This is a genomic window from Halomonas sp. A3H3 (genome assembly GCF_000982975.1).
In the GTDB taxonomy this organism is placed as follows: domain Bacteria; phylum Pseudomonadota; class Gammaproteobacteria; order Pseudomonadales; family Halomonadaceae; genus Vreelandella; species Vreelandella titanicae.
This window is the reverse complement of sequence record NZ_HG423343.1, coordinates 1,920,614-1,943,679: the sequence shown is the minus strand read 5'-3', so window position 1 is coordinate 1,943,679 and position 23,066 is coordinate 1,920,614. Positions and strand designations below refer to the sequence as shown.

Annotated in this window: 24 protein-coding genes and 1 pseudogene; 17 read left to right on the top strand and 8 right to left on the bottom strand. The window is 53.9% G+C overall.

The features are described 5' to 3' along the window. Positions 1–233 precede the first annotated feature (233 nt). The 12 genes and pseudogenes from HALA3H3_RS08605 to HALA3H3_RS08555 all read left to right on the top strand — a co-directional run bounded on the left by HALA3H3_RS08605 (position 234) and on the right by HALA3H3_RS08555 (position 8,805). Positions 234–1,220, top strand: a complete 987-nt coding sequence (locus tag HALA3H3_RS08605) for a TRAP transporter substrate-binding protein (RefSeq protein WP_022521147.1) — start codon at positions 234–236, stop codon at positions 1,218–1,220. A 4-nt stretch (positions 1,221–1,224) separates the two neighbouring features. Next, positions 1,225–1,692: a TRAP transporter small permease gene (locus HALA3H3_RS08600; RefSeq protein WP_022521146.1), complete on the top strand. Its 468-nt coding sequence runs from the start codon at positions 1,225–1,227 to the stop codon at positions 1,690–1,692. A 28-nt stretch (positions 1,693–1,720) separates the two neighbouring features. After that, on the top strand, positions 1,721–2,998 hold the full coding sequence (locus HALA3H3_RS08595) for a TRAP transporter large permease (RefSeq protein WP_022521145.1): 1,278 nt from the start codon (positions 1,721–1,723) through the stop codon (positions 2,996–2,998). A 46-nt stretch (positions 2,999–3,044) separates the two neighbouring features. Continuing rightward, positions 3,045–3,734, top strand: coding sequence for a DUF4286 family protein (locus HALA3H3_RS08590; protein ID WP_022521144.1), 690 nt, complete (start codon positions 3,045–3,047; stop codon positions 3,732–3,734). Beyond that, a complete protein-coding gene (locus tag HALA3H3_RS08585) occupies positions 3,727–4,677 on the top strand; it encodes an NAD-dependent epimerase/dehydratase family protein (RefSeq protein ID WP_051430510.1) in 951 nt (316 codons plus the stop codon). Before HALA3H3_RS08590 ends, HALA3H3_RS08585 begins: the two co-directional genes overlap by 8 nt. Beyond that, positions 4,674–5,414, top strand: a complete 741-nt coding sequence (locus tag HALA3H3_RS08580) for an SDR family NAD(P)-dependent oxidoreductase (RefSeq protein ID WP_022521142.1) — start codon at positions 4,674–4,676, stop codon at positions 5,412–5,414. Before HALA3H3_RS08585 ends, HALA3H3_RS08580 begins: the two co-directional genes overlap by 4 nt. Continuing rightward, positions 5,414–6,202, top strand: a complete 789-nt coding sequence (locus tag HALA3H3_RS08575; protein ID WP_022521141.1) for a sugar phosphate isomerase/epimerase family protein — start codon at positions 5,414–5,416, stop codon at positions 6,200–6,202. The genes HALA3H3_RS08580 and HALA3H3_RS08575 overlap by 1 nt, the downstream gene beginning before the upstream one ends. A gap of 74 nt (positions 6,203–6,276) precedes the next feature. Beyond that, the gene (locus HALA3H3_RS27100; RefSeq protein WP_022521140.1) at positions 6,277–6,519 is read left to right on the top strand and encodes a sugar phosphate isomerase/epimerase; all 243 of its coding nucleotides are present in this window, start codon (positions 6,277–6,279) and stop codon (positions 6,517–6,519) included. Between the two features lie 4 nt (positions 6,520–6,523). Continuing rightward, positions 6,524–6,577: pseudogene (locus tag HALA3H3_RS27310) on the top strand (hypothetical protein); the annotation flags it as partial. A gap of 71 nt (positions 6,578–6,648) precedes the next feature. After that, positions 6,649–6,858 carry a hypothetical protein gene (locus HALA3H3_RS27305; protein ID WP_053856937.1) on the top strand — a complete coding sequence of 70 codons (210 nt, stop codon included), beginning with the start codon at positions 6,649–6,651 and terminating at the stop codon, positions 6,856–6,858. 201 nt (positions 6,859–7,059) lie between these two features. Beyond that, on the top strand, positions 7,060–8,010 hold the full coding sequence (locus tag HALA3H3_RS08560) for an AEC family transporter (RefSeq protein ID WP_022521138.1): 951 nt from the start codon (positions 7,060–7,062) through the stop codon (positions 8,008–8,010). Positions 8,011–8,061: 51 nt separating this feature from the next. Then, on the top strand, positions 8,062–8,805 hold the full coding sequence (locus tag HALA3H3_RS08555; RefSeq protein ID WP_022521137.1) for an SDR family NAD(P)-dependent oxidoreductase: 744 nt from the start codon (positions 8,062–8,064) through the stop codon (positions 8,803–8,805). Positions 8,806–8,845: 40 nt separating this feature from the next. Here HALA3H3_RS08555 and hglS read toward each other — a convergent pair whose 3' ends face one another. The 8 genes from hglS to HALA3H3_RS08515 all read right to left on the bottom strand — a co-directional run bounded on the left by hglS (position 8,846) and on the right by HALA3H3_RS08515 (position 17,858). Beyond that, the gene (gene hglS, locus HALA3H3_RS08550; RefSeq protein WP_022521136.1) at positions 8,846–10,207 is read right to left on the bottom strand and encodes a 2-oxoadipate dioxygenase/decarboxylase HglS; all 1,362 of its coding nucleotides are present in this window, start codon (positions 10,205–10,207) and stop codon (positions 8,846–8,848) included. A gap of 47 nt (positions 10,208–10,254) precedes the next feature. Beyond that, positions 10,255–11,751, bottom strand: a complete 1,497-nt coding sequence (locus HALA3H3_RS08545; RefSeq protein WP_022521135.1) for a tripartite tricarboxylate transporter permease — start codon at positions 11,749–11,751, stop codon at positions 10,255–10,257. Between the two features lie 27 nt (positions 11,752–11,778). Then, positions 11,779–12,285, bottom strand: coding sequence for a tripartite tricarboxylate transporter TctB family protein (locus HALA3H3_RS08540; RefSeq protein WP_022521134.1), 507 nt, complete (start codon positions 12,283–12,285; stop codon positions 11,779–11,781). A 72-nt stretch (positions 12,286–12,357) separates the two neighbouring features. Further along, the gene (locus HALA3H3_RS08535; RefSeq protein WP_022521133.1) at positions 12,358–13,344 is read right to left on the bottom strand and encodes a Bug family tripartite tricarboxylate transporter substrate binding protein; all 987 of its coding nucleotides are present in this window, start codon (positions 13,342–13,344) and stop codon (positions 12,358–12,360) included. 225 nt (positions 13,345–13,569) lie between these two features. Then, a complete protein-coding gene (locus tag HALA3H3_RS08530) occupies positions 13,570–14,613 on the bottom strand; it encodes a Gfo/Idh/MocA family protein (RefSeq protein ID WP_022521132.1) in 1,044 nt (347 codons plus the stop codon). A gap of 30 nt (positions 14,614–14,643) precedes the next feature. After that, entirely contained in the window at positions 14,644–15,093 is a 450-nt protein-coding gene (aroQ, locus tag HALA3H3_RS08525) for a type II 3-dehydroquinate dehydratase (RefSeq protein WP_022521131.1), read from the bottom strand. Then, on the bottom strand, positions 15,090–15,956 hold the full coding sequence (locus HALA3H3_RS08520; RefSeq protein WP_022521130.1) for a shikimate dehydrogenase family protein: 867 nt from the start codon (positions 15,954–15,956) through the stop codon (positions 15,090–15,092). The genes aroQ and HALA3H3_RS08520 overlap by 4 nt, the downstream gene beginning before the upstream one ends. Before the next feature lie 57 nt (positions 15,957–16,013). Then, complete coding sequence (locus tag HALA3H3_RS08515) at positions 16,014–17,858, bottom strand: bifunctional sugar phosphate isomerase/epimerase/4-hydroxyphenylpyruvate dioxygenase family protein (protein ID WP_022521129.1); 1,845 nt, start codon at positions 17,856–17,858, stop codon at positions 16,014–16,016. 468 nt (positions 17,859–18,326) lie between these two features. On the opposite strand from HALA3H3_RS08515, the gene HALA3H3_RS08510 reads away from it, so the two are divergent. The 5 genes from HALA3H3_RS08510 (at position 18,327) to HALA3H3_RS08490 (ending at position 23,033) form a co-directional block, all read left to right on the top strand. Next, positions 18,327–19,328 carry a tripartite tricarboxylate transporter substrate binding protein gene (locus HALA3H3_RS08510; protein WP_022521127.1) on the top strand — a complete coding sequence of 334 codons (1,002 nt, stop codon included), beginning with the start codon at positions 18,327–18,329 and terminating at the stop codon, positions 19,326–19,328. Positions 19,329–19,386: 58 nt separating this feature from the next. Next, entirely contained in the window at positions 19,387–19,863 is a 477-nt protein-coding gene (locus tag HALA3H3_RS08505; RefSeq protein WP_022521126.1) for a tripartite tricarboxylate transporter TctB family protein, read from the top strand. A gap of 21 nt (positions 19,864–19,884) precedes the next feature. After that, positions 19,885–21,387, top strand: a complete 1,503-nt coding sequence (locus tag HALA3H3_RS08500; RefSeq protein WP_022521125.1) for a tripartite tricarboxylate transporter permease — start codon at positions 19,885–19,887, stop codon at positions 21,385–21,387. A gap of 74 nt (positions 21,388–21,461) precedes the next feature. Continuing rightward, positions 21,462–22,124 carry an HAD family hydrolase gene (locus HALA3H3_RS08495; protein WP_022521124.1) on the top strand — a complete coding sequence of 221 codons (663 nt, stop codon included), beginning with the start codon at positions 21,462–21,464 and terminating at the stop codon, positions 22,122–22,124. A 114-nt stretch (positions 22,125–22,238) separates the two neighbouring features. Beyond that, complete coding sequence (locus tag HALA3H3_RS08490; RefSeq protein ID WP_022521123.1) at positions 22,239–23,033, top strand: IclR family transcriptional regulator domain-containing protein; 795 nt, start codon at positions 22,239–22,241, stop codon at positions 23,031–23,033. The last annotated feature ends 33 nt before the right edge of the window (positions 23,034–23,066 follow it).

The window sequence follows — 23,066 nt, the reverse complement described above, 5'->3', positions numbered from 1 at the left end:
AGGCAGAGGCAGAGGCAGAGGCAGAGGCAGAGGCAGAGGCAGAGGCAATGCTAACCCGTTGAAAAGACTGAATGCAGGCTTTTTTCATTCATTGAGAGCCCGTGCTTACGTCCTGCCATAAGGCAAAGATACTCCTGAGTGATCATTTATCTGCTTGTTGACATACTGTATGTCAGTGAATTAGATTTCTATCAGTGAGGCCGCCAGTAATCTTAAAAACAAAGGAAAACAAAATGTTTAAGAAGCCCCTTACCTTAGCGGTTGCTGTTGCAATAACGCTGGGAACCCAATACGCCACTGCACAAGATACGATCACGCTTCGCGTAGCACACTCTATGCCTACATCTCATAGCTACCAGTCCTGGATTGAGGATTTCGCGGTCGAGCTAGAACGCTTGGCTCCAGGTAAAATTGAGGTCGAAGCTTTCCCGAATGCCCAACTCGGAACCGAGACGGAATACCTTGAAGGTATGCAGTTTGGTGTGATTGAAGGAGCCGTAGTCGGACGCCACGGCCAGATTGATCAGCGACTCGAAGTTCTAAATTTGCCGATGATCTACAGAGATGCCAACCATCTAGATGAGGTCCTACGCAGTGGTAGTGAGGTTCAGCAGACGTTAGATGACATCATGTACGAAAATGGCTTCAAGGTGCTGGGTTGGGGGGAGCTGGGCTTCCGCGACATTACCACTTCTGGAGTACCAATCCGCAAGGCCCAAGACTTGGAGGGGCTCGATATCCGAGTGCCGAATGTCGAGCCATGGCTCATCGCCTTTCGTGAATGGGGCGCAAACCCTACACCGCTCGATTTTTCTGAACTCTACTCGGCACTTCAGCAAGGCGTAGTGGACGCGCAGGAAAACCCACCTGAGGTTATCGTTAACTCACGTTTCGATGAGGTTCAGGACACGCTTTCGCTGACTGAGCATGCCTCGATCCCATCGGAGTTCATTGTGTCTGCCCGCTTTTGGGAAGGCTTAGACTCCGATTTGCAAGAAGCCGTCATGGAAGCAGCGACGATCAGTCGTGATGCTCAGGTGCAAGCTACACGTGAAGCTAACGAAGCGTTGGTGAATGAACTGTCCGACCGTGGTATGACCATCGTTTCAGATGTGGATCGTGAGAGTTTTCGCGTTGGTGCCGAGGCTTCATGGGCAGCCTATGAGGATCGCATTGGCGCCGATCTAATTGAAGCCGTCCGCACCGCTGGCCAGGATTGAAACCATGGAACTGATTAGCCGGATCCTGAAGATCCTGATCGGCCTACTGCTGGCTGCGCTAGTGGCTGTCGTCACGCTGGGCGTTGTCTATCGCTACTTCCTTCAGTCTTCTCTTTATTGGGGGACTGAAGTGCCGAACATCATCCTGGTCTGGCTGGTCTTTCTCGGCAGCGTTGCCGCTTATCACCAGCACTCGCACATCGCTTTCACCGTGGTGAGCGAAATGCTGCCAGGCTGGCTCGGTCGCTGGAACGCGGTGATTGTGCTGATGGTGACGCTAGTCTTCTTCGGCATCATGTTGTGGCAGGGCGTTCTGCTAACACAACAGGGTATGACCTCGTTCACTGAAGCGTTGCGCATCTCTAAAGCATGGGTATATGGCGCTATACCCTTTTCCTCGGCGCTGATCGTGCTCATGGTGCTAGAACGGTTGGGCCCGGCATTAAAGGCTGCGGTCAGACGCGACGCATAATAAAACTAATCCGATAGGAAACTAACAAATGCTGCTGACAATCGCACTCGTCTTTGTCTTGCTGCTGCTCATTGGCGTGCCCATCGGTTTCGGTATGGGGCTTGCGGCTACCATCGCTATTTGGCTGGATGGCAGCTACCCGCTGCTGATCATCGGGCACAAAATGGTGAATGCCATTTCGTCGTTTTCGCTGGTTGCGGTGCCGCTCTTCATTCTTGCAGGAGCATTGGCTGGCGAAACGTCTATTGCGCAGCGTCTAGTGCGTTTCGCCGATGCAGTTGTTGGGCATATTCGTGGTGGCTTGGGACAAGTGAATGTTGCCGCCTCCATGTTCTTTGGCGGTATCTCCGGGTCGGCGGTGGCCGATACCGCGGCGCTCGGCTCACTCATGGTACCGCCAATGGAACGGCAGGGTTACACCCGAGAAGATGCGGGTGCCATTACCATTTGCTCATCCACCATCGGCGTACTGATACCACCCTCAATTCCCATGGTGCTCTACGGTATTACGGTGGGTGAAAGCGTGGGTCAGCTATTTCTCGCGGGGATTGTGCCTGGCTTGTTAGTGGGTCTGATGCTGATGGCGGCGGTCTTCACGATGGCCAAACGCAAAAAGTGGCCACGCCGCGAACGCCGTGCCACCCGCAGGGAGCTTTGGGAGAGCTTTAAAAGTGCCTTTCTTTCGCTGCTGCTTCCGGTCTTCCTGCTCGGTGCCATTGTAAGTGGACTGACGACGGCGACAGAGGCGGGCGTTATCGGCGTGATCTATGCGCTGCTGCTAGGCGGTGTGGTCTATCGTGATCAGACGCTGATACAGATGTGGAAGGTTCTGGTTAACTCTGCGATCAACACGGCCGTGCCACTGTTTATCCTCGCTACCACCTCCGTTACAGCCTGGATTGTTGCTGTGGAGAGATACCCAGCCACCTTGGTAAGTCTTTTTGAGACGGGTGGATACGGTCCTTGGACGATCATCCTATTGATCATTCTCTTTTTGCTGGTGGTTGGGATGTTCATGGATCTTGTCCCGGCGCTGGTGCTCTTCGCCCCAATACTGCTGCCTGTGGCAGAGGCGGCAGGCTACGATTCAGTGCACTTCGGCATCATTATGATCATGACGTTAGGGATTGGCCTGGTAACGCCACCCGTGGGCAACTGTATCTATCTAGGCTCGGTGATTGCGCGAGTCGGTGTTGGGCGCCTATCTATTGCCTCGTTGCCTTTCCTGGCCGTCAACATGCTGGCGCTGTGCCTCGTGGCCTTCTGGCCTTGGCTGACGCTGGCACTACCAAAACTATTCTACTGAGTCATCAGCTGCAGTTCCTTAGGCAATGCGGCAGGAGAACCAAATAATGACGGGATTTTTGGGGCAAGGAATACTTGCCAATTGGGGCGGTGTGACCGAGGTAGCAGAGACGGATTACAACGCTTGGCACAGCCTTGAGCACATGCCTGAAAGAATGTCGGTTCCGGGATTCCTTCGTGGTCGACGCTGTATTGCGGTGGAAGGAACGCCGGCTCACCGTCGCTACTTTATGATGTATGAGACTCGCACGCTTGAGACATTAGAGTCTTCGCCTTATCTTGCGCGCCTTAACGACCCAACGCCCTGGACGCAGCGAATTTTATCGGAATACATAGCGCCCTCGCGGACGATTTGCCGTGTCCTTGGCAGTGCAGGGCGTGGTGTCGGGGGTTGGATCGCCACTTTTGAGTTTGGAGAAGATAAGCGAGACACGGCAACCGCATTCGCTAACGGCGACTGGATAGATAAGATAATGCACCTTGATGGCATATTGGCAGCTCATGCGCTCGAAGGTGATCCTACCACTGGCCAGCAGCCCACAAAGGAGAAAATCTTCCGCGAATCTCGCGATAAAGACATTACCGTCGCCGTTGCTCTGTTGGTTGAAGGAATGGATCGTGCCTCTGTTGAGGCGGCGATAGTGGCGCTTAAGAATCACCTGGGAGCACTTGCGTCTGACTGCATCACGCTTTACCAAACCCAGCACGTACTGAGCGATGTCGATGCCCATGAGTGATCTTGCCTTCCCTCCACTCCCCTCCGCAGAGGCGCCCAAAGTTCTTGTGACTGGGGCCGCGGGTTTCATCGGCGCTTGGACACTGCGCGCACTACTCTTTGAGGGCTACTGCCCCGTCGTATTTGACTTGAAAGAGGATCGCCGTTTGGTGGCCGCGATCTGTGGCTCGGATGCCGCCAACATGCTCAATTGGCACATAGGCGATATCCGGGACACCGATCAGTTGCAAGCAGCAGCCATGGGGACGGAGCGCATCATTCATCTAGCAGGCATGCTGACTCCCGGCTGCCGTGCTAACCCTCGGCTCGGGGCTGAAGTGAATCTGATCGGCCTGCTTAACGTCTTTGCTGTCGCACAAACACTCAACCAGAAGAGCGTGATCTACATGAGTTCTGCCGGGGTTTACGGCCCTAGCGGGGGCTCAACCCCCCAGCCAACAACGCTGTATGGGGCCTTTAAGTTGGCCGGCGAAATCTGCGCGCAGTCTTTCTGGGATAATGATGGGCTCGCCTCCGTCGGGGTGCGGCCTTATGTGGTTTACGGGCCTGGTCGCGAGATAGGCCTTTCTGCTGGACCAAGCCTTGCTGCACGTGCTGTGGCTGAAGGTCGATCGTTCACGATTCCCTTTACAGGGTTGCTTGACATGATTTATGTCGCAGACGTGGCCACAGCCTTTATGGCCGCACTGAAAGCCGATATTGCGGGCGCGCACGTGGTGAATTTGTTCGGCCAAAGAATCGAGGCCGTCGAGGTGGCGCGCATGCTTGACGAGCAGGCCAGCGAGGATATCTCGGTTACAGCAACGGGGGATCCGATGCCAATTGTGCTTCCGCCACCCGATGACAGTGCAGCCATATTGGTGGACTGGTCGCCCACACCACTTTCTCAAGGGCTGAAACAGACGATCAAATATTACCGAGCGAACGCTGGAGTAGAATCATGACAAGGAAGCTGGAAGGGCAAATCACGATCATTACCGGAGGGGCTCGCGGCATTGGACGTGGGATCGCTAAGCGCCTGGCGGCAGACGGCGCGCAGGTCATTATCTGGGATATCCGGCCCGAGTATTTCGACTCAGTGGCTGCGGGTTTCGAGCCAATTGACACTATGGCCGTCGATGTTGCTGATCCCGAAAGTGTTGCCACTGCCGCTCAAACAGTGCTGACTACGTATGGCGCTCCATCTATTGTTGTAAATAACGCGGGAATTAATGGGCCCGTCGTCCCCGTGACTGATTATGATTTCGAGACATGGCGACGGGTGATACAAGTGAACCTTGATAGCGTGTTCCTGGTTAGCCGCGCCTTCGTACCCGCCATGGTTGAAAAGAGCTACGGACGCATTGTTACCGTCGCCTCCATTGCTGGAAAGGAAGGAGTACCCGGCATCGCTGCCTACGCTTCGGCTAAAGCGGGAGCCATCGGTTTCACGAAGTCGCTCGCGAAAGAGCTAGTGACCAGCGGGGTTACTGTTAATGCTGTGGCCCCGGTAATGGTTGAAACAGAACTATTAGAGCAAATGACGGCAGAGCATATCGCTGCTTCGAAAGCGAAGATCCCGATGCAACGCCTACTCGGTATTGAGGAGCTGGCAGCTGTCGTGGCCTTCGCAGCTAGTCCTGAATGCTCATGTACCACGGGCTTCGTGTTCGATGCATCGGGCGGGCGGGCGACTTACTAATGGCTCATCCCATCGGACTCGCGCATTTGAGCGCAATGGAACTCGAGCCTGCTGCGCTCATCGATTTGGCGGCCAACACTGGGCATGCTTCGGTCGCGCTGCGCTTACATTCAGCGGCGGCCGGCACGCCCGTCTACCCGATGGTTCCTGGCTCTGTCGAGACACTGGCGCTGCGTGATTATGCCCATTCCCGGGGCATAGCTATTAGCGAAATAGAGCTAGTGCCGATCACCCACAACCTTGCGCCGGACACCCTACGACCTCTTCTGCAAGTAGCAAAGGAGCTGGGAGCAACCGGATTGATTGTTACCGGTGATATCGATGATCGAGCGTTGTTGATTGACCGCTTTGCAGCAATCTGCAAAAACGCAGCAGCACACGGGCTGCTTGTCCATCTTGAATTCATGCGCTGGCGTGCTGTTGGCACGCTCTCGGATGCACGTGAGGTGGTAGAGCGCTCCGAGCAGCATAATGCACGAATTCTGGTGGATTTGTTGCATCTTGCCCGCTCAGGCGGAACTGCTGAAGAGTTAGCCACGCTGCCACCGGATTTCGTCAATCTGGTGCAGATTTGCGACGCCACGGCTGAGCTTCAAGGCGATATTATTGCCGAAGCACGTGGCGGTCGACTCATACCTGGTCAAGGCGCACTACCCATTCAGGACATGCTCTCAGCTCTACGCGGTACATGGAACGCAGCTCTTGAACTACCTGGCATGGGTGAAGGAGACGCTAGGCATACAGCACTGGCCGAAGCACGGGCACAGGTTGAGAAGCTGTGTAGGTAAAGCACCCACGCTAGTCACCTTCCTGCCACGCCTATTGGGCTACTGATATTACTCAATGCAAGGAGCGTGATGCCATGTACTCATCCATTGCCACGGTTTGCCTAAGCGGCTCGCTCGAAGAGAAGGTAGACGCCATTGCCCAAGCTGGCTTTGAGGGGCTTGAGCTGTTTGAAAACGACCTAACGGCGTTTCCCGGCACGCCGTGGGAGGCGGGGGAGTTGATACGCTCCCGCGGCCTTAAGCTGGTCACGCTGCAGCCGTTTCGCGATTTCGAAGGTCTCCAGGGCCGCGCGGCGACACCTGCGTGTGGCCTATGAGGCGATGGCCTGGGGCCGCCATATTCACGACTACCGCGACAGCCGGGAGGTGGTGCGCCGGGCGGCCCACCCTAATGTCGGCCTGGTGCTGGACACTTTCCATATCTTCTCCCGCCAGACAGAGCTGGGATGCAAGCGCACCACATCCTCTTTGATCAGGACAGCGACGGTGACTTCCATCAGCTGTATACCCAACCCAGCCGTCAGGCGTTCTTCTTTGAGCTGGTGCAGCGTGAAGGTTACCAAGGGCTGGGCGCGCCGAATGCCTTTGTGCGCGTCACCGCGCAGCAGCGCTTGGAAGCTGAAATTAACGGCAGCGCTCAAGATGCTGCTGTTTGACCCTGACCGTCTGCGGGCTGAAAATACCGATTGCATCGCCTCTGAACAGATCGATCCGCATGTGACACCACTGCGTACGCATTATATCGAGCAACTTGTCACGCCTTCTGTTCACTCCATGCCATGAAGCGCAAGAGAAATAGCGTACAATTATTCGTTATTCGAACTTAATCATTTGCCTTCATGCGCTAAGGGGCCGCCATGCTCGCTATACTTGGGATTACCACGCCCATATTCCTACTCATTGGCTTAGGCTATATAGCGAGATGGAGCGGTATTATTCAGCGCGATCAGATGCAGGGGGTGGGCGTATTTGTACTTTACTGCGCGCTGCCCGCGCTCGTGATTCGTGCGTTAACCCAGCAGCCTCTGGAAGATATTTTCAAGCTCAACTACCTGGTTGCTTACGGCCTGGGCTCTATCGCCGTGTTTAGTGGGGGGTTGCTGCTCTGCTTAAAACGACAGCGCCAGCCCCTTAACGCCAGTGCCATGCAGGCCCTAGGTATGGCTGCGTCCAACAGTGGCTTTGTCGGCTACCCGGTGGCGGCCATGGTCATTGGCTCCCCAGCGGCGGTGCTCTTGGCGCTGAATATGGTCATTGAAAACCTGCTTATTATTCCCGCCGCGCTGATTTTAGCTGAAATGGGCAGCCATCAAGGTTCCAGCGTATGGAAAACGGTCAAACACACAGCGCTTAGCCTAATCAAAAATCCGGTGCTGATTGGTTTACTGGTCGGCATTAGTCTCGCGGTATCCCACGTGCAGATACCTGGCCCGCTGTTTAAAGCCATTGATATGCTAGCCGATGCAGCTGGCCCTGCGGCGCTTTTCGTCATTGGCGGGGCGCTGTTTGGCCTGCAGGTGAAAGGAATGGCCAGGGACGTTGGCCAAATAGTGGCCGGCAAACTCCTCTTTCACCCACTGGCTATATTCATCGCCTTTTATCTTGTCCCAGGTATCGACCCACTTTATATGGCCGGTGCGCTGCTGTTTGCTGCCGCTCCGTTGATCAGCATTTACCCCCTACTCGGCCAGCGCTATGGCTTAGCCGGGGTGAGCGCGGCGGCTCTGCTGGTGGCGACTATAGCCTCCTTCTTTACGCTTAGCCTAATAATTTGGTTGATGACGATGTCGGGACTGATGACGTTTTAACGTTTGGGTTTATACAAAAACAAAGATTGATGACCGCCAAGGATAACAAAAATGCATTCACACTCTGATCAAAGCAGAACATCTCAGCATCACTGCGCCGTGGTGACCGGCGGGGCTAGAAACATCGGCCAAGCCATTGCCCTGCGTCTCCAGCAGGAGGGTTACCAGGTTATCGTGGTAGATATTGTTGAGCCGGAAGCAGCGTCTTTGCAAGCTGATGCCGTCCTGGTCGACCTTGCCGATGCCGATGCCTCTCGCCGGGTGATGGCGAAAATAGCCGAGCGCCATACGGTGACCCGGTTGATCAATAACGTAGGCATTGTCGCCCCCGCGCTGCTTGAAGAGTCGCGGCTTGAAGACTTCGACACATTAATGCACCTGAACGTCCGCTCGGCGCTGATATGCACACAGGCATTGCTGCCTTCCATGAAAGCAGCCGGTATGGGGCGCATCGTCATCAATGCCAGCCGCGTGGTGCTCGGCAAAGAGGCGCGCACCATTTACAGCGCCACGAAAGGAGCGCTGCAGTCTATGGCGAGAACCTGGGCGTTGGAGCTGGCGGAACACGGCATTACGGTTAACTGCGTTGCCCCAGGGCCCATCGCTACCAGTGCCTTTTGGGAGAATAATCCTCCCGATTCTGAGCGCGCCCGTCGCATCATCGATAATATTCCGTTAAAGCGTATGGGCCAGCCCGAAGACGTAGCCCAGGCCGTCAGCTTCTTTTGCGACGACCGAAGCGGCTTTATGACCGGCCAAACGCTGTTTGTTTGCGGCGGTGTTACGGTCGGATAGGCCAACCAAGGGCAGCGCGCTCAGCGCAGGCTACTCCCCCTTATGCGCCGCCCAGCTCGGCAAGTGCCTGGGCCAGCGAGTTGGCTTGGCGACGCTCATACAGCGCAATTTCATCCGTCACGGCGGTGCCCAGGGCCTGCTCAAACGTCTGCTGGCTGGAGTGGCTGCTGTACTCATCGCGCGTCCCATCGCCCAGGTTAGACTGGAAGATGCCCGCCGCACTCACCGGCAGAAAATCTTCGTAGATCATGGGCGTTGCCACCAGCGCACCCGTTGCTAAAAGCCGTTCGATGTTATCGCTAGTGGCGTCCTCTGCCGTGGTAGCCCCCGGCACTGCACGGTAATGGAAAAATGCCAGCTCTTGGCGGCGCAGCGCGTCTTGATCATCAGGAAACTCAGCAAACGCTTGGGCTAAATGAGCTTGATGGTCAGCATTAGAAACGGCTGGATCGCCCTGACGTGAAGCAGCCAGCAACTGGTCGTAAAGCATTCGCCCTTTACGGGTCAAGGCAACCCCGCGCTGCTCGATTTCACCAAAGCGCGCCGTATGCTGGCCTTCTGCCTCATCCGCAAAGTAGATGGACTCCTCCAGTGCTTTAAAACTGGTTTGCCGTAATAGAATCGGGCAGTGGCGCCTAGGCGGCCCTTCAATAATCGCCTTCGGGGTAATACCTTTTGTCGGCATGCGCTGCTGCACCGCGTCTATGTCCAGGGTACGCGGGGTCAAGTGGTTGATATGCGGCCCGCGGAAGCAAACCACATCCGCGATCAAGCGATGCTCTTGGTGTAGCGCTTGATAGGTCGCTAAATCGACGGTGGCATCACGGTGCCAGCGGAAGGTTTCCAACGCCTCAACCACAAAGGTTTCGGCCTCGGCTTCGTTGAGCCCACCCTGAGCCTCAAAGCGTTCGATCAGGGCGACGGCCTGCGGGGTGACGATCTCTCGCGACGCTATAATCGCCGCCGCCCGTTCGCGCAGCTCGGCATCCGCAATGAGCTCAAGCCGGAGTAACGACGTGAACAAACGGAAAGGGTTTAACTTCAGCGCTTCATCGTCGATGGGACGAAACGCCGTTGCATGAACAGGCACGCCAGCGACTGAAAGGTCATAGTAACCCACCGGAAACATGCCCATAACGGCAAACATGCGGCGCAACAGCGCCAATTCTTCGGGGCTGCCCACCCGGATAGCGCCGTGTCGCTCAACGTGCAAGCGTTCCATCTCACCGTTTGCAGTGAGCGTGTCCGCTAGCCTAGTATCGCGCTCGATCACCTCTCGATTAACGTCAGCCACTAGCGAGAGCAGCGTGCCGTACTGGGGTACCTCTTGCTGATACATATCGGACATCGCTTGGGAAAAGCGGTCACGGATACGATCGGCACTATAAAAGTGGTCACTCATTGACTTGTTCTCTTGTCACATTCAAATGTTTGTAAAGCCTTAGCGGTTTAGGAGGTCTTAGACGTTATAGGACGCTTCCTGCGCGCCTCCCAAAAGCGATAAAACGCCAAGCCAATCGAGCCCACTGTCAGGGCAATAAAGAACCAAGTAATCGGGCCACGTACAAAAATTGATAGGTCATTGGAGCCGATTAAAAGAGAGCGGCGCAGGTTATCTTCAAACATCGGACCCAGGATAAAACCAATCAGAAACGGAGCTGCGGGTATCGCCGCCCGATTGAAGATATATCCCAGCACACCGAAGGCCAACATCAACCCAACATCGAAGGTATCGTTATTGACCGCATAGGCGCCGTATACGCAAAACATCAGGACGATGGGAAACAGAATCGGCTTTGGAATATCAGCAATTAATGAGAAGTACTTAATTGCCACATTACCCACCACCAGCAAAATAACGGAGCTGAGCATGATGCCCATAAACAGCGCATAAATCAGTGATAGGTTCTCTTGGAACATCAGCGGGCCAGGCGTCAAACCATGCACCATAAAGGCGCCGAGTATAATCGCGGTAATCACATCACCAGGAATACCTAACGAGAGCAGAGGGATCATGGTAGCGCCCGCGACGCCATTATTGCCCGCCTCCGCGGCCGCAACACCCTCGACTTCACCTTTACCGAAATTAGCCTTATTAGGCGAGCGCCTGCGCGCATCGCTGTAAGAAATAAACGCCGCCGCGGTGGCGCCAGTACCCGGTATCGCGCCGATGATGACCCCAATTAAACTGCCCCGTACGATGCTCGACATGCAGCGCTTCAGTTCGGAAAACGCCAAGCCAGCACCACTGGCCTTAGCCTTAATATGCGGCACCGCTTTTTTGCGATAAAACTCAATAATCTCCGGTATGGCGAATAGACCAATCAACAAGGGAATAAAGGAGATGCTATCCATTAAGTTGTAGCTGCCAAAGGTCAACCGCTGAGAGCCAAAGACATCGTCAAGCCCTACCATGGAAAGCAGAATGCCCAGCAAAGCCGCCATTAAGCCCTTAATCATCGAGCCACTGGCCAAGGAAATAATAATGGTCAGCGAGAAGCAGATCAGCCAGAAAAATTCTGGGGCGCCGAAATTAAGCGCGATCTTAGCCAGATAAGCGGCAAAGAAGATAAGCGCGATGTTGGAGATAAAATCGGCGATAACCGAAGAGTATAGCGCCGCTTTGAGGGCTTTCTTCGCATGCCCCTGCTGGGCCATGGGATAGCCGTCAAGCAGCGTACAGGCAGAAGCAGGAGAGCCTGGCGTGCGTATCAAGATCGCCGTAATCGAACCACCGTACATCCCCCCTTTGTAAATCCCCACCAGCAGCAAGATGGCGGCAATCGGCTGCATTGAGAAGGTGAAGGGTAGCGCTAATGCCACCGCCATTGTCGCGGTTAATCCTGGGATCGAACCCACCACCACACCGATGACAACCCCCACGGCGATCGCCAGGAAGTTCTCCAGGGTAAAGAATAGGTGTATGACTTCCGAAAAATTTTCCATAGCTCACCCAGTACGAGAATCAGTCAATCAGAGCCAAAACGGCATTATCGGAAGCGGTACATTCATCACTTCAACAAATAAGAATGTCACGACGATGGGAAACAGGAAGGCCAAGCTATACACCCACCATGTGCGCACAGGGTGGGCCACAAACAAGACGAGCGTTGCAAGGATGCCACAGAACACCGCGCCCATCGTTTCAAACAGGGCAACGTAGATCACTAACGCAACGACCATCATAAAGAAACGCCGCGGCGAGCCCTTTTCAATCGCTCGCTCATCTTCCTCGCGAGCACCTGTTACCAGTAAGCCTTGGAGGATGAGCAGAATGGAAAACAGCAAAATCAACCAACCCACGATCGTAGGCAGCCAGCGGGGCGACATCATCGGGTTTTGCAGAATGGGCGGCTCATTGATGTAGTTGGGTACCAGGTAAAAGACCAGCACAAGGGCAAATCCCAGCAGGACAACGCCTGCTATTACATCGCCGATGTCCTTTATCTTCACCCTGCGATGGGAATCCGATGTCGTCATCGCTGCCTTCTCCTAACAAATAAGAGAGGCGAGGACATAGCCCTCGCCTTAGCTTATTGGGGGTTACTGAACTTATTGACTGATACCAGCCTGCTCGGCAACCTCTTCCCAGCGCTGCAGGTCATCGGCGATAAACTGTTTGAACTCATCACCGGCCACTTGGCCCGGCTCAGCACCCAGCTGTTCGGCGAAATCCAGAAACTCTTCGCGCTCCATGACATTGGCTAGCGCTTCTCGCATTGTGCTCTGGGCCTCTTCAGGGAAGGAGCTGTGCGCAATCAGGCCGAACCAGGCAGTCGTGATGAACTGGTCGAGGTTATATTCACCGATTTCTGACAACGTCGGGACATCGGGAAGGTACTCGGAACGCTCGGCAGAGGTAACCGCCAGCGCACGTAGATCACCTGAACGTATGTGCGAGAGCACCGCTGGCATGTTCTCAAACGAAACATCCACATCGCCGCTCAGCAACGCAGGAAGCGCCGCGCCGCTACCCGCAAAAGGCACTGCCGTCATATTCGTTTCGGTCAGCGTTTTGAATAACTCACCCGACATATGAATGGAGCTACCTACGCCGCTGTGGCTAAAGGTCATGTTGTCTTCTTTCGCGGCTTCGATAAACTCAATGACATTCTCATAGGGGCTGTCTGCGGGCACCACCATGACATTGGGAATATCGATCATATTTTGTAGAAAGACGAAATCTTCAACGGGGTCATAGGCCAGGTCTGGGTAGATCGCGGCACCAATCGTGTGCCCTGGGGATGCCATCAGGATGGTGTGGTCAGCATCACGGCCACCGCGGGCGAGCCTGCCGGTGCCGACAGTGGAGCCCGCGCCTGGGCGGTTTTCTACAATGACATTGGCATCAAGTTCTTGCTGGAGGAGATCAGCAACGCGACGCGACAAGACATCGGTAGTGCCACCCGGCGCATAAGGAACGACCAGGCGAATATCGCTAGTCGGCCACTCATTGGCGCTAGCGGAGGAAACAGTGAGACCGAGAGCCAAGGCGCTGCTGCAAACGGCGAGACAGGTTGCGGCAAAGATTTTTTTCATTTTAACTTCCTATTATTGCTTTGTTTTTATGTTCGCATTTCGTACATCTATTCGCGCTACATACAGCGAGATTACTCTTTTACTTTAGTCATAAAAAACACGACTTTAGTATAAACATCTAAAACTAAAGCATATTTAACTTAATAGGTTTATCAATAGACAGTATTCTAACTATCAGAAATGTTAACTCTTGTTGTGGAACGACAACTTATTTTGATAACTCGCCTAGAGTGCTATACACCGGCCTGTGGCAGCCGCATCGTAAATCGCCTCAACGACTCTTAGGTTTTGCAAACCATCGTGCACGCTGACCAAGGGCGTTGCTTCGCCGCGGATAACGGCGACAAAATGAGCGAGTTGGCAAGCCAAAGGGTCATCGCGGCGAACGTCGAGTGTCAGCTCATCAAACGGTTCCCACCATGAAGCAACTTGCTCCTCACAGTAGCGTTTGATGCGCAGCGTCGGTACCGACAATGACCCCTGAGTACCGGCCACCAGATAACACTCCTCATCGGGGTAATGCGCGTAGACAGGATCCTCACCGCTAGACTGCTCCCAGCTACGCGGCGTGGCCGCCGTATCGCTCAGTAAAAATGTGCCCAGCGCGCCGTTAGCAAACCGAAAGTTAATGGCCGCGGTATCTTCCACGGTGAACTGGCGCGTGGCCTGGGAGGTCATCGCCTGCACATGGGTGATATCGCCCAACAGTGAGCGCAGATTACCAATCTCATGGATTAGGTTGATCAACACAGGCCCACCTCCAGGCTCCCTGCGCCATGCAGCCTCGTCAAAATAGCTATCCGGCTTATAAAAAAGCGCGCTTCCCTGAATAGCGACCGGCTGCCCAATCACCCCTTTGGCAATGATGGCACGCGCTTTGGCTAAAATGGGGCTATGGGCCCGGTGATGACCGACTAAAAGAGGGACTGAGGAAGTGCTTGCCGCGTTCAACAGCCGCTCGCCTTCCGCCACGCTATGCGCCACGGGCTTTTCAATTAGCGCAGGCACACCTGCTTCTATGCACAGCAGAGCTTGTTCCACATGTAGCGCGTTGGGGGTTGCCAAAATCACCCCGTCTACTGTTTGCCGGGCAAAAAGCGTGGGTAGATCCTGGTGGTACTCAACGGCCAACGTATTGGCAAGGGTTTGCGTTGCAGCCCCTGGGCCAACAATGGCGGTTAGCGCTACCTGGGCACTCTCCTGGATCAAGCCGATATGGCGACGACCGATAACACCCGCCCCCACCAAGGCTAGTCGAAGTCTGGTCATGACAACCTTCTCAACTATTAATGGATCACCCTAGGAGATGCTCGCCGCTTTCATGATCGCATCCAGCGCGGCCTGATAACCCTGTGTGCCCAGCCCGGCAATGACGCCATCGGCACGCAGCGATACATAGGAGTGGTGACGGAAGCTTTCGCGCTTGTGTACATTAGAGATATGCACTTCGATGACCTTACCCTCAAAGGCGTTAAGCGCATCCAGAATCGCTACTGACGTGTGGGTATAGGCAGCGGGATTGATAATAATTGCCTGGGTACCATCAAGCCGTGCCGCATGAATAGCATCAATCAACGCGCCTTCGTGGTTGCTCTGCAGGCAGTTAAGCTCCCAGTCAGCCATGACGGCTTTTTCACGTAGCACGTTATTGACGTCTTCAAGGGTCTCATAGCCATAAATTTCCGGCTGGCGGGTACCGAGCAGATTCAAATTAGGTCCGTGCAGCACTAATACTTTACCTTGGCTCATTCGTCAGTTTCCTTGAGTAGTTCGCGACGGTAGTGGGCAAATAGCGTGGTTGACTGCTGGTCAGCCGCCTTGCGTTTAGCTTCATCTTCACAGAACAGCTTAAAGGCGTCGACGCCCTGATACACAAACAGGCTAACCCCGCTAACCACCGCAGCGCCCGCTTGCTTTGCCGCGGAAATAAATTCAGTGACGGCGGGCACGTACACCGCATCAAAAATCCAGTGGTGCGCCTGCACCAGCTCTGCAGGCAGCGGGCAGCCGGGGCTTTTTTCGTGCCCAATCGGTGTACAGTTTACTAGCCCATCGCAGTGGGGCACGGTATCAGCCAGCTGCGCGGCGGTAATGGTCGATGCAGTGAAACCGTGTTGCTGTAGCTCCTTGGCCAGCTGGCGCGACTTGGCGTCATCCAGATCCATCAGGATTACCTCGCTTGCACCCAGTTGCCCCAGGCCAAAAGCAACGGCTTTGCCGACGCCGCCGGTGCCCATCAACAGTACGCGGCCCGGTTTGCGCTCACCTAAGGTGGCACGAAAGCCACTCATAAAGCCGGTAAAGTCTGTGTTCTCCGCGATGATTTCGCCGTTTTCAAACACCAATGTATTGGCAGCGCCGACCATTTTTGCGCCCGTGGATAGACGGGAGGCCAGCCCAACGGCGGCCTCTTTCCAGGGAAATGTCACATTAACTCCGCGATAGCCTGCGGCGATGACTTTATCTACCTGTTTTGCCAGTGACTTAATCGGTTGCTCGTTGGCATCAAACAGGTCGTAAGTAGTAGGTATGCCGGTGAGCTGCCCCAGCCGAACATGCAAGTCCGGTGAACTGGAGTTCATAATCGCTTTACCGATTAGGCCAAGTTTCATTGCTATCCTCCCGAGCAGTGCCGCTTTGCACCGCCGCATTGTTTTCGTTTTGTCTAATTAGCGCTGGGCGGCCTGAGCGGCCAGGCGAATACCCGCGTTGGCAGCACCAAACTGCTGGTAGGTTCCACGCCGCTCAACGATTTCGAAGAAGAATCGGCCCGAGAACGTTTCGGTATAGGCGTGGAGAAAGTCGCCTTCGTCGTTGCGATCAAACAGAATATTGCGCTTACGCATTGCCTCTAACAGCTCCTCTTCCAGCCCGTAGCGTGCTTCAAGATCGTCGTAGTAATTCTGCGGAATTTTCAGCAGCGGCAAGCCGCGCGTTTGTAGCTCATCAACCGTGGCGAAGATATCGTGGCTTTCAAAGGCGATCTGCTGCACGCCACCGCGAAACTCGCTCAGAAAACGCCCTGGCTGGGTATCCTGGGCCTGTGAAACCGTCAACGGGATGCGAATACTCTGCTCTGGGCTAATCACCGCTTGGCTGATCATCATGCCCCTTGGGTCGATGATCTCGTTCTCTGCGGCCGCGTTAAATCCAAATACGGTGCGGTGAAAGAGCTGCCAACTGAGTAGCTGCGTAGCGGGCAGTACGTAAGAGAGGTGATCTACCCGGGTGAGACCGGCCTCATTGCGGCTCTCTTGGTCAAACAGTTCAAAATCGGTTCGCCACTGCAAGTCCTCAGCCGCTTGATCATCCACCAGGTAAACAAGGCTGCCTTCTATACCCCGCAGCGCTGAGATTTCCATCTCGCCTTCGCCCACCTGGCCACGGAATGTCTGTGCTTTAAATGCTTTTGCACGGGCAAGCCCGCGTTCAACATCATCAACACGGAAACCCACCGCACACACTGAGGTGCCGTGAAGCAGCCGGAAAGTATGGGCAAAGCTGTCCGTTTCAAAATTGAGCACCAGATGAATCTCACCCTGCTTCCAGAGCTCGACATTTTTGGAGCGATGGCGGCCTACATGACGAAAGCCCAGTGCATCGATAAATTCGCCGAGCGGCGCGGCGCTCTCTTCGTCGAGGGTAAACTCTATAAAATGAATGCCGTTGTAGTTGGGCGCCGGGGGAATAGGGCTTGCCCAGGGGCCCTCCTCGATAAGGTTTTCGAGCAGAATGAGCGAACGAAGACCATCCAGGGCAGTGATTTCAGTTGGTGCGGCGCGAAAGGCGTCGCTAAAAATTTCCAGCGACAGCGGGCCGTCGTAACCGGTTTTGGCGAGTTCGGCCATGAAGGCTTTCAGCGGTAGGCGACCTTGGCCGGGAAAGCAGCGGAAGTGACGGCTCCACTGCAGTACATCCATATCCAGCAGCGGCGCATCTGCCACCTGGACGAAGAAGATCTTTTGTTTAGGGATTTTGCCGATGGCAGAGAGATCATGGCCACGCGATAGAATGTGAAAGCTGTCGAGCACAATGCCCAAATTAGGATGATCGACGCGCCGCACGGCTTCCCACGTATCGCGGTAGTCAGAAATATGCCTCCCCCAGGCCAACGCTTCAAACCCCACCCGAATATTCCGCTTCGCTGCCAGCTCGGCAAGCTCGCGCAAATCGGCCACTACGCGATCCATATCGTCCATGGCCTGAGGGGATACATTGCTACACACCAGCAGAAAATCAGTGCCTAACTGCTCCATCAGTTCAAATTTTCGCTCTGCACGCTTTAGATTGCGGCTGCGCTGCGGCTCCGGCATCGCCTCAAAATCGCGAAACGGTTGAAAGGCAACGATCTTCAGCCCCAGGCGCTCACACAGCGCACGCACTTCCTGCGGCGAGCCATCAAAAGAGAGCAGGTCGTTTTCAAATATTTCTACGCCATCAAAACCGGCACGGGCAATGGCTTCCAGCTTAGTTCGCAGGTCTCCGCTTAAACAAACAGTGGCGATTGCGCGCATAGCATCCTCCCAGGTAGTGCTTTCAAGCGAATGAGCTCTAGCACCACGACTATTATGTGTCGCTATGGCTGAGCTAATGGCTTTCAGTATAGGTGACCATTGTTCGCATAGCGTTCTTTAGTTCGCATTATGCACGATAGGACGGGGGGGTGTGGCAACCTGTTCCCTATACGACTAACACGACACCTATCAAAAACCGTTACTATATAGAGGTAATAGAGGTTTATTGTTATCAGAAACAATGGCTAATGCGCCCAAAACTCTATTAACACCTGCTAAAACAGCATGTTTAGTACTGCCTTGTAACGGCCATCACGCAATATTAAACCTTGGTCTTATACGAAGGTTTGTTGATTGACAGCCGCCATAGCGATCACTAGTGTTCGCCTTAAGCACTTAAGTTCGTAAGGCGAACTAATATCGCCTTTGGCAGCAACTAATATAATAACTCGTTGGAGGATAAGCATTATGACTAAGCCACTTTTCACCCAGTTGGCTATCGCTATCGGCTCTTTGGCAGTCGCGGGGGGCGCCCTCGCCGATTATCCTGACCGTAACATTCAAGGTACCATCCAGTGGGGAGCCGGGGGCGCCACCGACAACGTCGTACGCAGCCTGACGCCCCACGTGGAAGAGGTTCTGGATACCACTATTGTTCTCACCAACCGTCCAGGGGGTACTGGCGTTATTGGCATGAACCACGTCATGCGCCAGCGCCCTGACGGCTATAACCTGCTGTTTGGTGCAGAGAATCCCCAGCTATACCCACTAATGGGCTTAGCCGATTTCACCTACGATGATATGTATCCTATCAATATTATCGGCCAAGGCCGGGTGGTTATTGCCACCCATCCTAATAGCCCATTCGATACTTTCGCTGAGCTGCTTGAGTACGCCCACGAAAACCCCGACGAGCTCAAAATGGGCGGTACCGGTGCCGGTGGCTTGCCCAGTACGATTCACGCAATGATCAACTCTGTCGACGATCTTAATGTTCGCACAGTGACCTTCGGTGGAGATGGACCTGGTGTTACGGCACTGCTGGGTGAACATATCGACTTTATGCCGCTAAGTCTTTCTGCTGTGGCCGAACAAATCCGCGCGGGCCGCCTGAAGGGCCTGGCCGTGCTGGGTAGTGAAGAACTGGAGGATCTGCCGGACGTTCCGCCGATCACCGATGCTATCCCAGAGCTTGATTCATTCTTGCCTTGGGGCCCGTTCTGGGGTGTCTTTGTGCGTGAAGATACACCCGATGACGTAAAAGCTACCTTGGAAGATGCTTACGAGCAGGCCGTTGCCAGCGATGGTTTCCAAGAGTTCTTAGCTAATTTTGGTGGCGAATCGCTCAACCTCAACGGTGAAGAAGCGCAGCAATACCTGGATAACTGGCAATCCGTCACAGCATGGTCAATGTTCGAAGCGGATGCGGTCGAAAAATCCCCTGAAGAGTTAGGTATTCCACGCCCCTAACGCTATCTTCCTATGACTTAGGGGACAGGATTACCACCTGTCCCCTTGGAGTCTCTGTATGACTAAAAAAATTGAGCGCGTTCGGGCGGGAGAAAAGGTCTTTGACTGGTTGCTTCTGCTGTTTAGTGTCGGCGTCCTCTACGAGGCTTATCGTATCGATAATGGGGTGCAGCTGAACTCCGCTGGCTCATTTCCTGTCGGGCTCGCCTTGATAATGCTCGCTTCCTCAATAGCCATTATCTTCAGCCATCGGCGCAAGCAGCGAGATCCCCAAATTCACAGCGCTAGCCAAGAGTTTAAAGTGTTTTTACATGAGCATTTTAAAACGCATATTGTGGTGTTCTCGATAGTATCGATGCTCTATTTAGTAGCTATCGTATGGACAAGCTTCTATGTAAGCACCTTTATCTTTTTAGCCGCTATGTTCATTTATTATCGTCAAGGAAAAATCATTAGTTCTCTAGTGATTGCTTCGCTTGCCATTGCGGTAATTTATGTACTTTTCACGATAGTGTTTCGTGTCTATCTTCCTTGATAATGAACCCCGAGGCATCCAATGAGTGATACCTTCTCCTATCTGCTCATGGCTTGGCTTGATCCAGGTCTATTGGGCTTAACTGCCCTTGGCGTTATCGCCGGTATTTACATCGGTGCCATTCCCGGCCTCTCGGTTACAATGGCCGTCTCTATTCTGATTTCATTTACGTTTTCCTGGGACATTAATAACGCGCTAGCGCTGATGGTGGGTATTTATGTCGGCGGCGTTTACGGCGGTTCGCGCACGGCCATCCTGCTCAATATTCCTGGTGCCCCATCAGCGGTCACAACTGCTTTCGACGGTTACCCGTTAGCCCAGAAAGGTGAAGCGGGCAAAGCGATCGGTCTGAGCACCGTGATGTCGGTCATCGGTGGCTTGATTGGTGTGGCCGTACTCGCTGCCACGGCCCCGCACCTTGCCGATCTTGCTCTTAAATTTGCCCCCCGCGACTACTTTTTAATCGCCGTCATGGGTTTACTATTGGTCAGCTCGCTATCGGGTAAATCGCTTGCACGCGGTATTTTCTCTGTCGCCCTGGGGGCCACCATTGGGTTGGTCGGCATGGACATGGTAACCGCCCAGCCACGCCTAACCATGGGTAGTATGGAACTGCTGGGCGGGATTCATTACGTGGTGGTCATGATTGGCCTGTTTGGTGTCGCGGAAGCGTTTTACCAGCTACATAATATGGCCAAAGTGCCCGTTAAACAGAACGTCGATAAGATCGTTCCGCCTCTTAATATGGTGCTCAAGTTTTTACCGCTTTCTTTACGCACGTCTATTATCGGCGTCGTGGTTGGCGCTCTCCCCGGTACTGGCGGAGATATTGCATCACTGTTTGCTTATGATCACGCCAAGCGCACAGTTAAAAACCCTGAAGTGCCTTTTGGTGAAGGCGCGTATGAAGGGCTTGTGGCACCTGAAACCGCCAATAACGCAGCAGTGGGTGGCGCTTACGTACCTATGCTTACCCTCGGCATGCCGGGTGACGCAGTCACCGCCGTTATTATCGGTGCACTAGTCATTCATGGCCTGAATCCAGGCCCAATGCTGATGATCGAAACACCCTATATCTTTTGGTTTACGGTCGGCAATTTAGCATTGGCCAATATATTCCTGCTCATCTTTGGGCTCACCGGTATTAAGCTTTTTTCAAAAATTGTTGAAGTGCCTAAAGCCATTATGATCCCGCTGATATTGGTGCTGTGTGTGGTAGGTACCTACTCGCTTAACAGCAGCATGACAGAAGTTTATTGGATGCTAGGCTTTGGCATATTGGGCTACTGGCTGAAGATGTTTGGCTTTCAGATGGGCCCGATTATTCTCGGTGTCATTCTTGGCCCGCTGCTGGATGAATCTTACCGACAGGCTATGTCATCGGTCGGTGACAGCAGTACGGATTTCCTACTCGCGCTGGTAATCAACCCACTTTCATTAGTGCTTACCTCAGTGATTGTGCTGGTTTTACTAGGCAATACTCCCCTAAAAAGTTGGTTATATTCACGCTTCAAACGTAGCTAATGTTCGTGTAACGGCACTTGTCGCCTAGGTATAGTGCCGTTTTTTGCCTGGAACCTAGCCAGCGGAGTAGTTCCGTGAGTGATGACGATACGATTCCTTCTTATGCATTGGTGTTTGACTTCGATGGCGTTGTTCTCGATTCAGCAACCCTAAAACGCCAGGCGTTTGCCGACGTATACTGTCAAGCGCCGGAAGCTCAGTACCGCGCCATCGTGGCCTACCTTAGCAGACGCGGTGGTCAGCCTAGAGAGGTCAAGTTTCGCCATATTGAAGAACACATCCTGGGCAAGCGAGCCAGTGACGCACGTATTCAGGCGCTTTGTGAGCAATTTAAAGCCAGTGTCGAAGAGCACTTACTGACCGCACCGCCCATTCCCGGAGCGCTAGAATTTTTAAGCGATTGGCACCACCACCAGTGGCTATATTTGCTCTCTGCCACCCCCGAACAGGAACTCAAGGCCATTGTGGAGCAGCGCCAGTTGGCGCCTTACTTTAAAGAGGTGGTGGGAGCGCCCCCGGACAAAGCCACGGGCTTACGCAACTTACTCACCCGACACCAACTAGCAGTGAAAGCCACCGTTATGATTGGCGATTCGTATAATGACTATCGCGCCGCACGCTCAAACGGAACGCTTTTTGTCGGTGTTACAGCGAATCCCGCTCAATCTCCTTTCCCAGCCGATGTCATCACGATTAAAGATCTACGCACATTGGTTCAAGCGCTCAACCGTTTATAGCGCCGTACACGGCGAATATATTCGCCAGCCAAAGTCGCGCATACATGTTCGCCATTCGAACAATATGCTATATTGATCTTTAAAATTTACGCCTATTCCGATGAGTGGACACCGATGGAAGAACAGCTTCAGGATGAAATGTTAACCCCCGATGACCGCGACTTCGTGACAGCGCTGGCGAGTGGCCTGGAAGTGATTTTAGCATTTGATGAGGGCCACCCAAGGATGACGCTTAGCGAAGTGGCCGCACGCACAGGCATGAACCGGGCCAAGGCCCGACGCTTTCTGCTCACCCTGCATGCACTCGGCTATGTGCGCAAACAGCAGCGCTACTTTGAGCTAGCGCCGCGAGTACTGCAACTGGGTTACTCGTTTTTGTCCGCCAATAATTATCGCAGCGCTATTCAGCAGTATTTGGAGGAGATAACCAACGAATGCGGTGAGTCATCCTCATTGGGTGTACTTGATGGCGATGATGTCATTTATGTTGCGCGCTCAGCGGCGCGTCACCGCTTGATGGCCATTACTCTGTCCATAGGAACCCGTTTACCGGCCGCATACACCTCAATGGGGCGCGTTCTGCTAGCCCAGCTGTCAGAGGCTGAGTTGGATGCCTACTTAGAGCGAATAACCCTACAGCGCCATACGGATAAAACCTTTACCTCTAAAAGCGAACTAAAAAAGTGTATTCACAAGGCCCGCCAGCAAGGCTACGCCATTGCCGATCAAGAGCTGGATTCAGGCTTACGCTCGCTGGCGGTACCGGCGTTTGATGCGAATGGCAAACTGTTAGGGGCTATTAACATTAGTACCAACGCGGCACGTATCGATTTAGACACCCTGCTCAAAGAGTACTTGCCGCTGCTGCAATCAAAAGCGCGTCTTATCCGCACCACCATTAGCTGCTAACCCGCCAGTGCGCCAGCCTCTGCTCACCCACGG

Coding starts and splice junctions, on each gene's coding strand:
- HALA3H3_RS27305 (WP_053856937.1), top strand. CDS start 6,649: ATGCAAGCGCACCACATCCTCTTTGATCAGGACAGCGACGGTGACTTC.
- HALA3H3_RS08605 (WP_022521147.1), top strand. CDS start 234: ATGTTTAAGAAGCCCCTTACCTTAGCGGTTGCTGTTGCAATAACGCTG.
- HALA3H3_RS08520 (WP_022521130.1), bottom strand. CDS start 15,956: ATGAAACTTGGCCTAATCGGTAAAGCGATTATGAACTCCAGTTCACCG.
- HALA3H3_RS08555 (WP_022521137.1), top strand. CDS start 8,062: ATGCATTCACACTCTGATCAAAGCAGAACATCTCAGCATCACTGCGCC.
- HALA3H3_RS08560 (WP_022521138.1), top strand. CDS start 7,060: ATGCTCGCTATACTTGGGATTACCACGCCCATATTCCTACTCATTGGC.
- HALA3H3_RS08540 (WP_022521134.1), bottom strand. CDS start 12,285: ATGACGACATCGGATTCCCATCGCAGGGTGAAGATAAAGGACATCGGC.
- HALA3H3_RS08500 (WP_022521125.1), top strand. CDS start 19,885: ATGAGTGATACCTTCTCCTATCTGCTCATGGCTTGGCTTGATCCAGGT.
- HALA3H3_RS08575 (WP_022521141.1), top strand. CDS start 5,414: ATGGCTCATCCCATCGGACTCGCGCATTTGAGCGCAATGGAACTCGAG.
- HALA3H3_RS08585 (WP_051430510.1), top strand. CDS start 3,727: ATGAGTGATCTTGCCTTCCCTCCACTCCCCTCCGCAGAGGCGCCCAAA.
- hglS (WP_022521136.1), bottom strand. CDS start 10,207: ATGAGTGACCACTTTTATAGTGCCGATCGTATCCGTGACCGCTTTTCC.
- aroQ (WP_022521131.1), bottom strand. CDS start 15,093: ATGAGCCAAGGTAAAGTATTAGTGCTGCACGGACCTAATTTGAATCTG.
- HALA3H3_RS08490 (WP_022521123.1), top strand. CDS start 22,239: ATGGAAGAACAGCTTCAGGATGAAATGTTAACCCCCGATGACCGCGAC.
- HALA3H3_RS08505 (WP_022521126.1), top strand. CDS start 19,387: ATGACTAAAAAAATTGAGCGCGTTCGGGCGGGAGAAAAGGTCTTTGAC.
- HALA3H3_RS08515 (WP_022521129.1), bottom strand. CDS start 17,858: ATGCGCGCAATCGCCACTGTTTGTTTAAGCGGAGACCTGCGAACTAAG.
- HALA3H3_RS08595 (WP_022521145.1), top strand. CDS start 1,721: ATGCTGCTGACAATCGCACTCGTCTTTGTCTTGCTGCTGCTCATTGGC.
- HALA3H3_RS08510 (WP_022521127.1), top strand. CDS start 18,327: ATGACTAAGCCACTTTTCACCCAGTTGGCTATCGCTATCGGCTCTTTG.
- HALA3H3_RS08545 (WP_022521135.1), bottom strand. CDS start 11,751: ATGGAAAATTTTTCGGAAGTCATACACCTATTCTTTACCCTGGAGAAC.
- HALA3H3_RS08600 (WP_022521146.1), top strand. CDS start 1,225: ATGGAACTGATTAGCCGGATCCTGAAGATCCTGATCGGCCTACTGCTG.
- HALA3H3_RS08530 (WP_022521132.1), bottom strand. CDS start 14,613: ATGACCAGACTTCGACTAGCCTTGGTGGGGGCGGGTGTTATCGGTCGT.
- HALA3H3_RS08590 (WP_022521144.1), top strand. CDS start 3,045: ATGACGGGATTTTTGGGGCAAGGAATACTTGCCAATTGGGGCGGTGTG.
- HALA3H3_RS08580 (WP_022521142.1), top strand. CDS start 4,674: ATGACAAGGAAGCTGGAAGGGCAAATCACGATCATTACCGGAGGGGCT.
- HALA3H3_RS27100 (WP_022521140.1), top strand. CDS start 6,277: ATGTACTCATCCATTGCCACGGTTTGCCTAAGCGGCTCGCTCGAAGAG.
- HALA3H3_RS08535 (WP_022521133.1), bottom strand. CDS start 13,344: ATGAAAAAAATCTTTGCCGCAACCTGTCTCGCCGTTTGCAGCAGCGCC.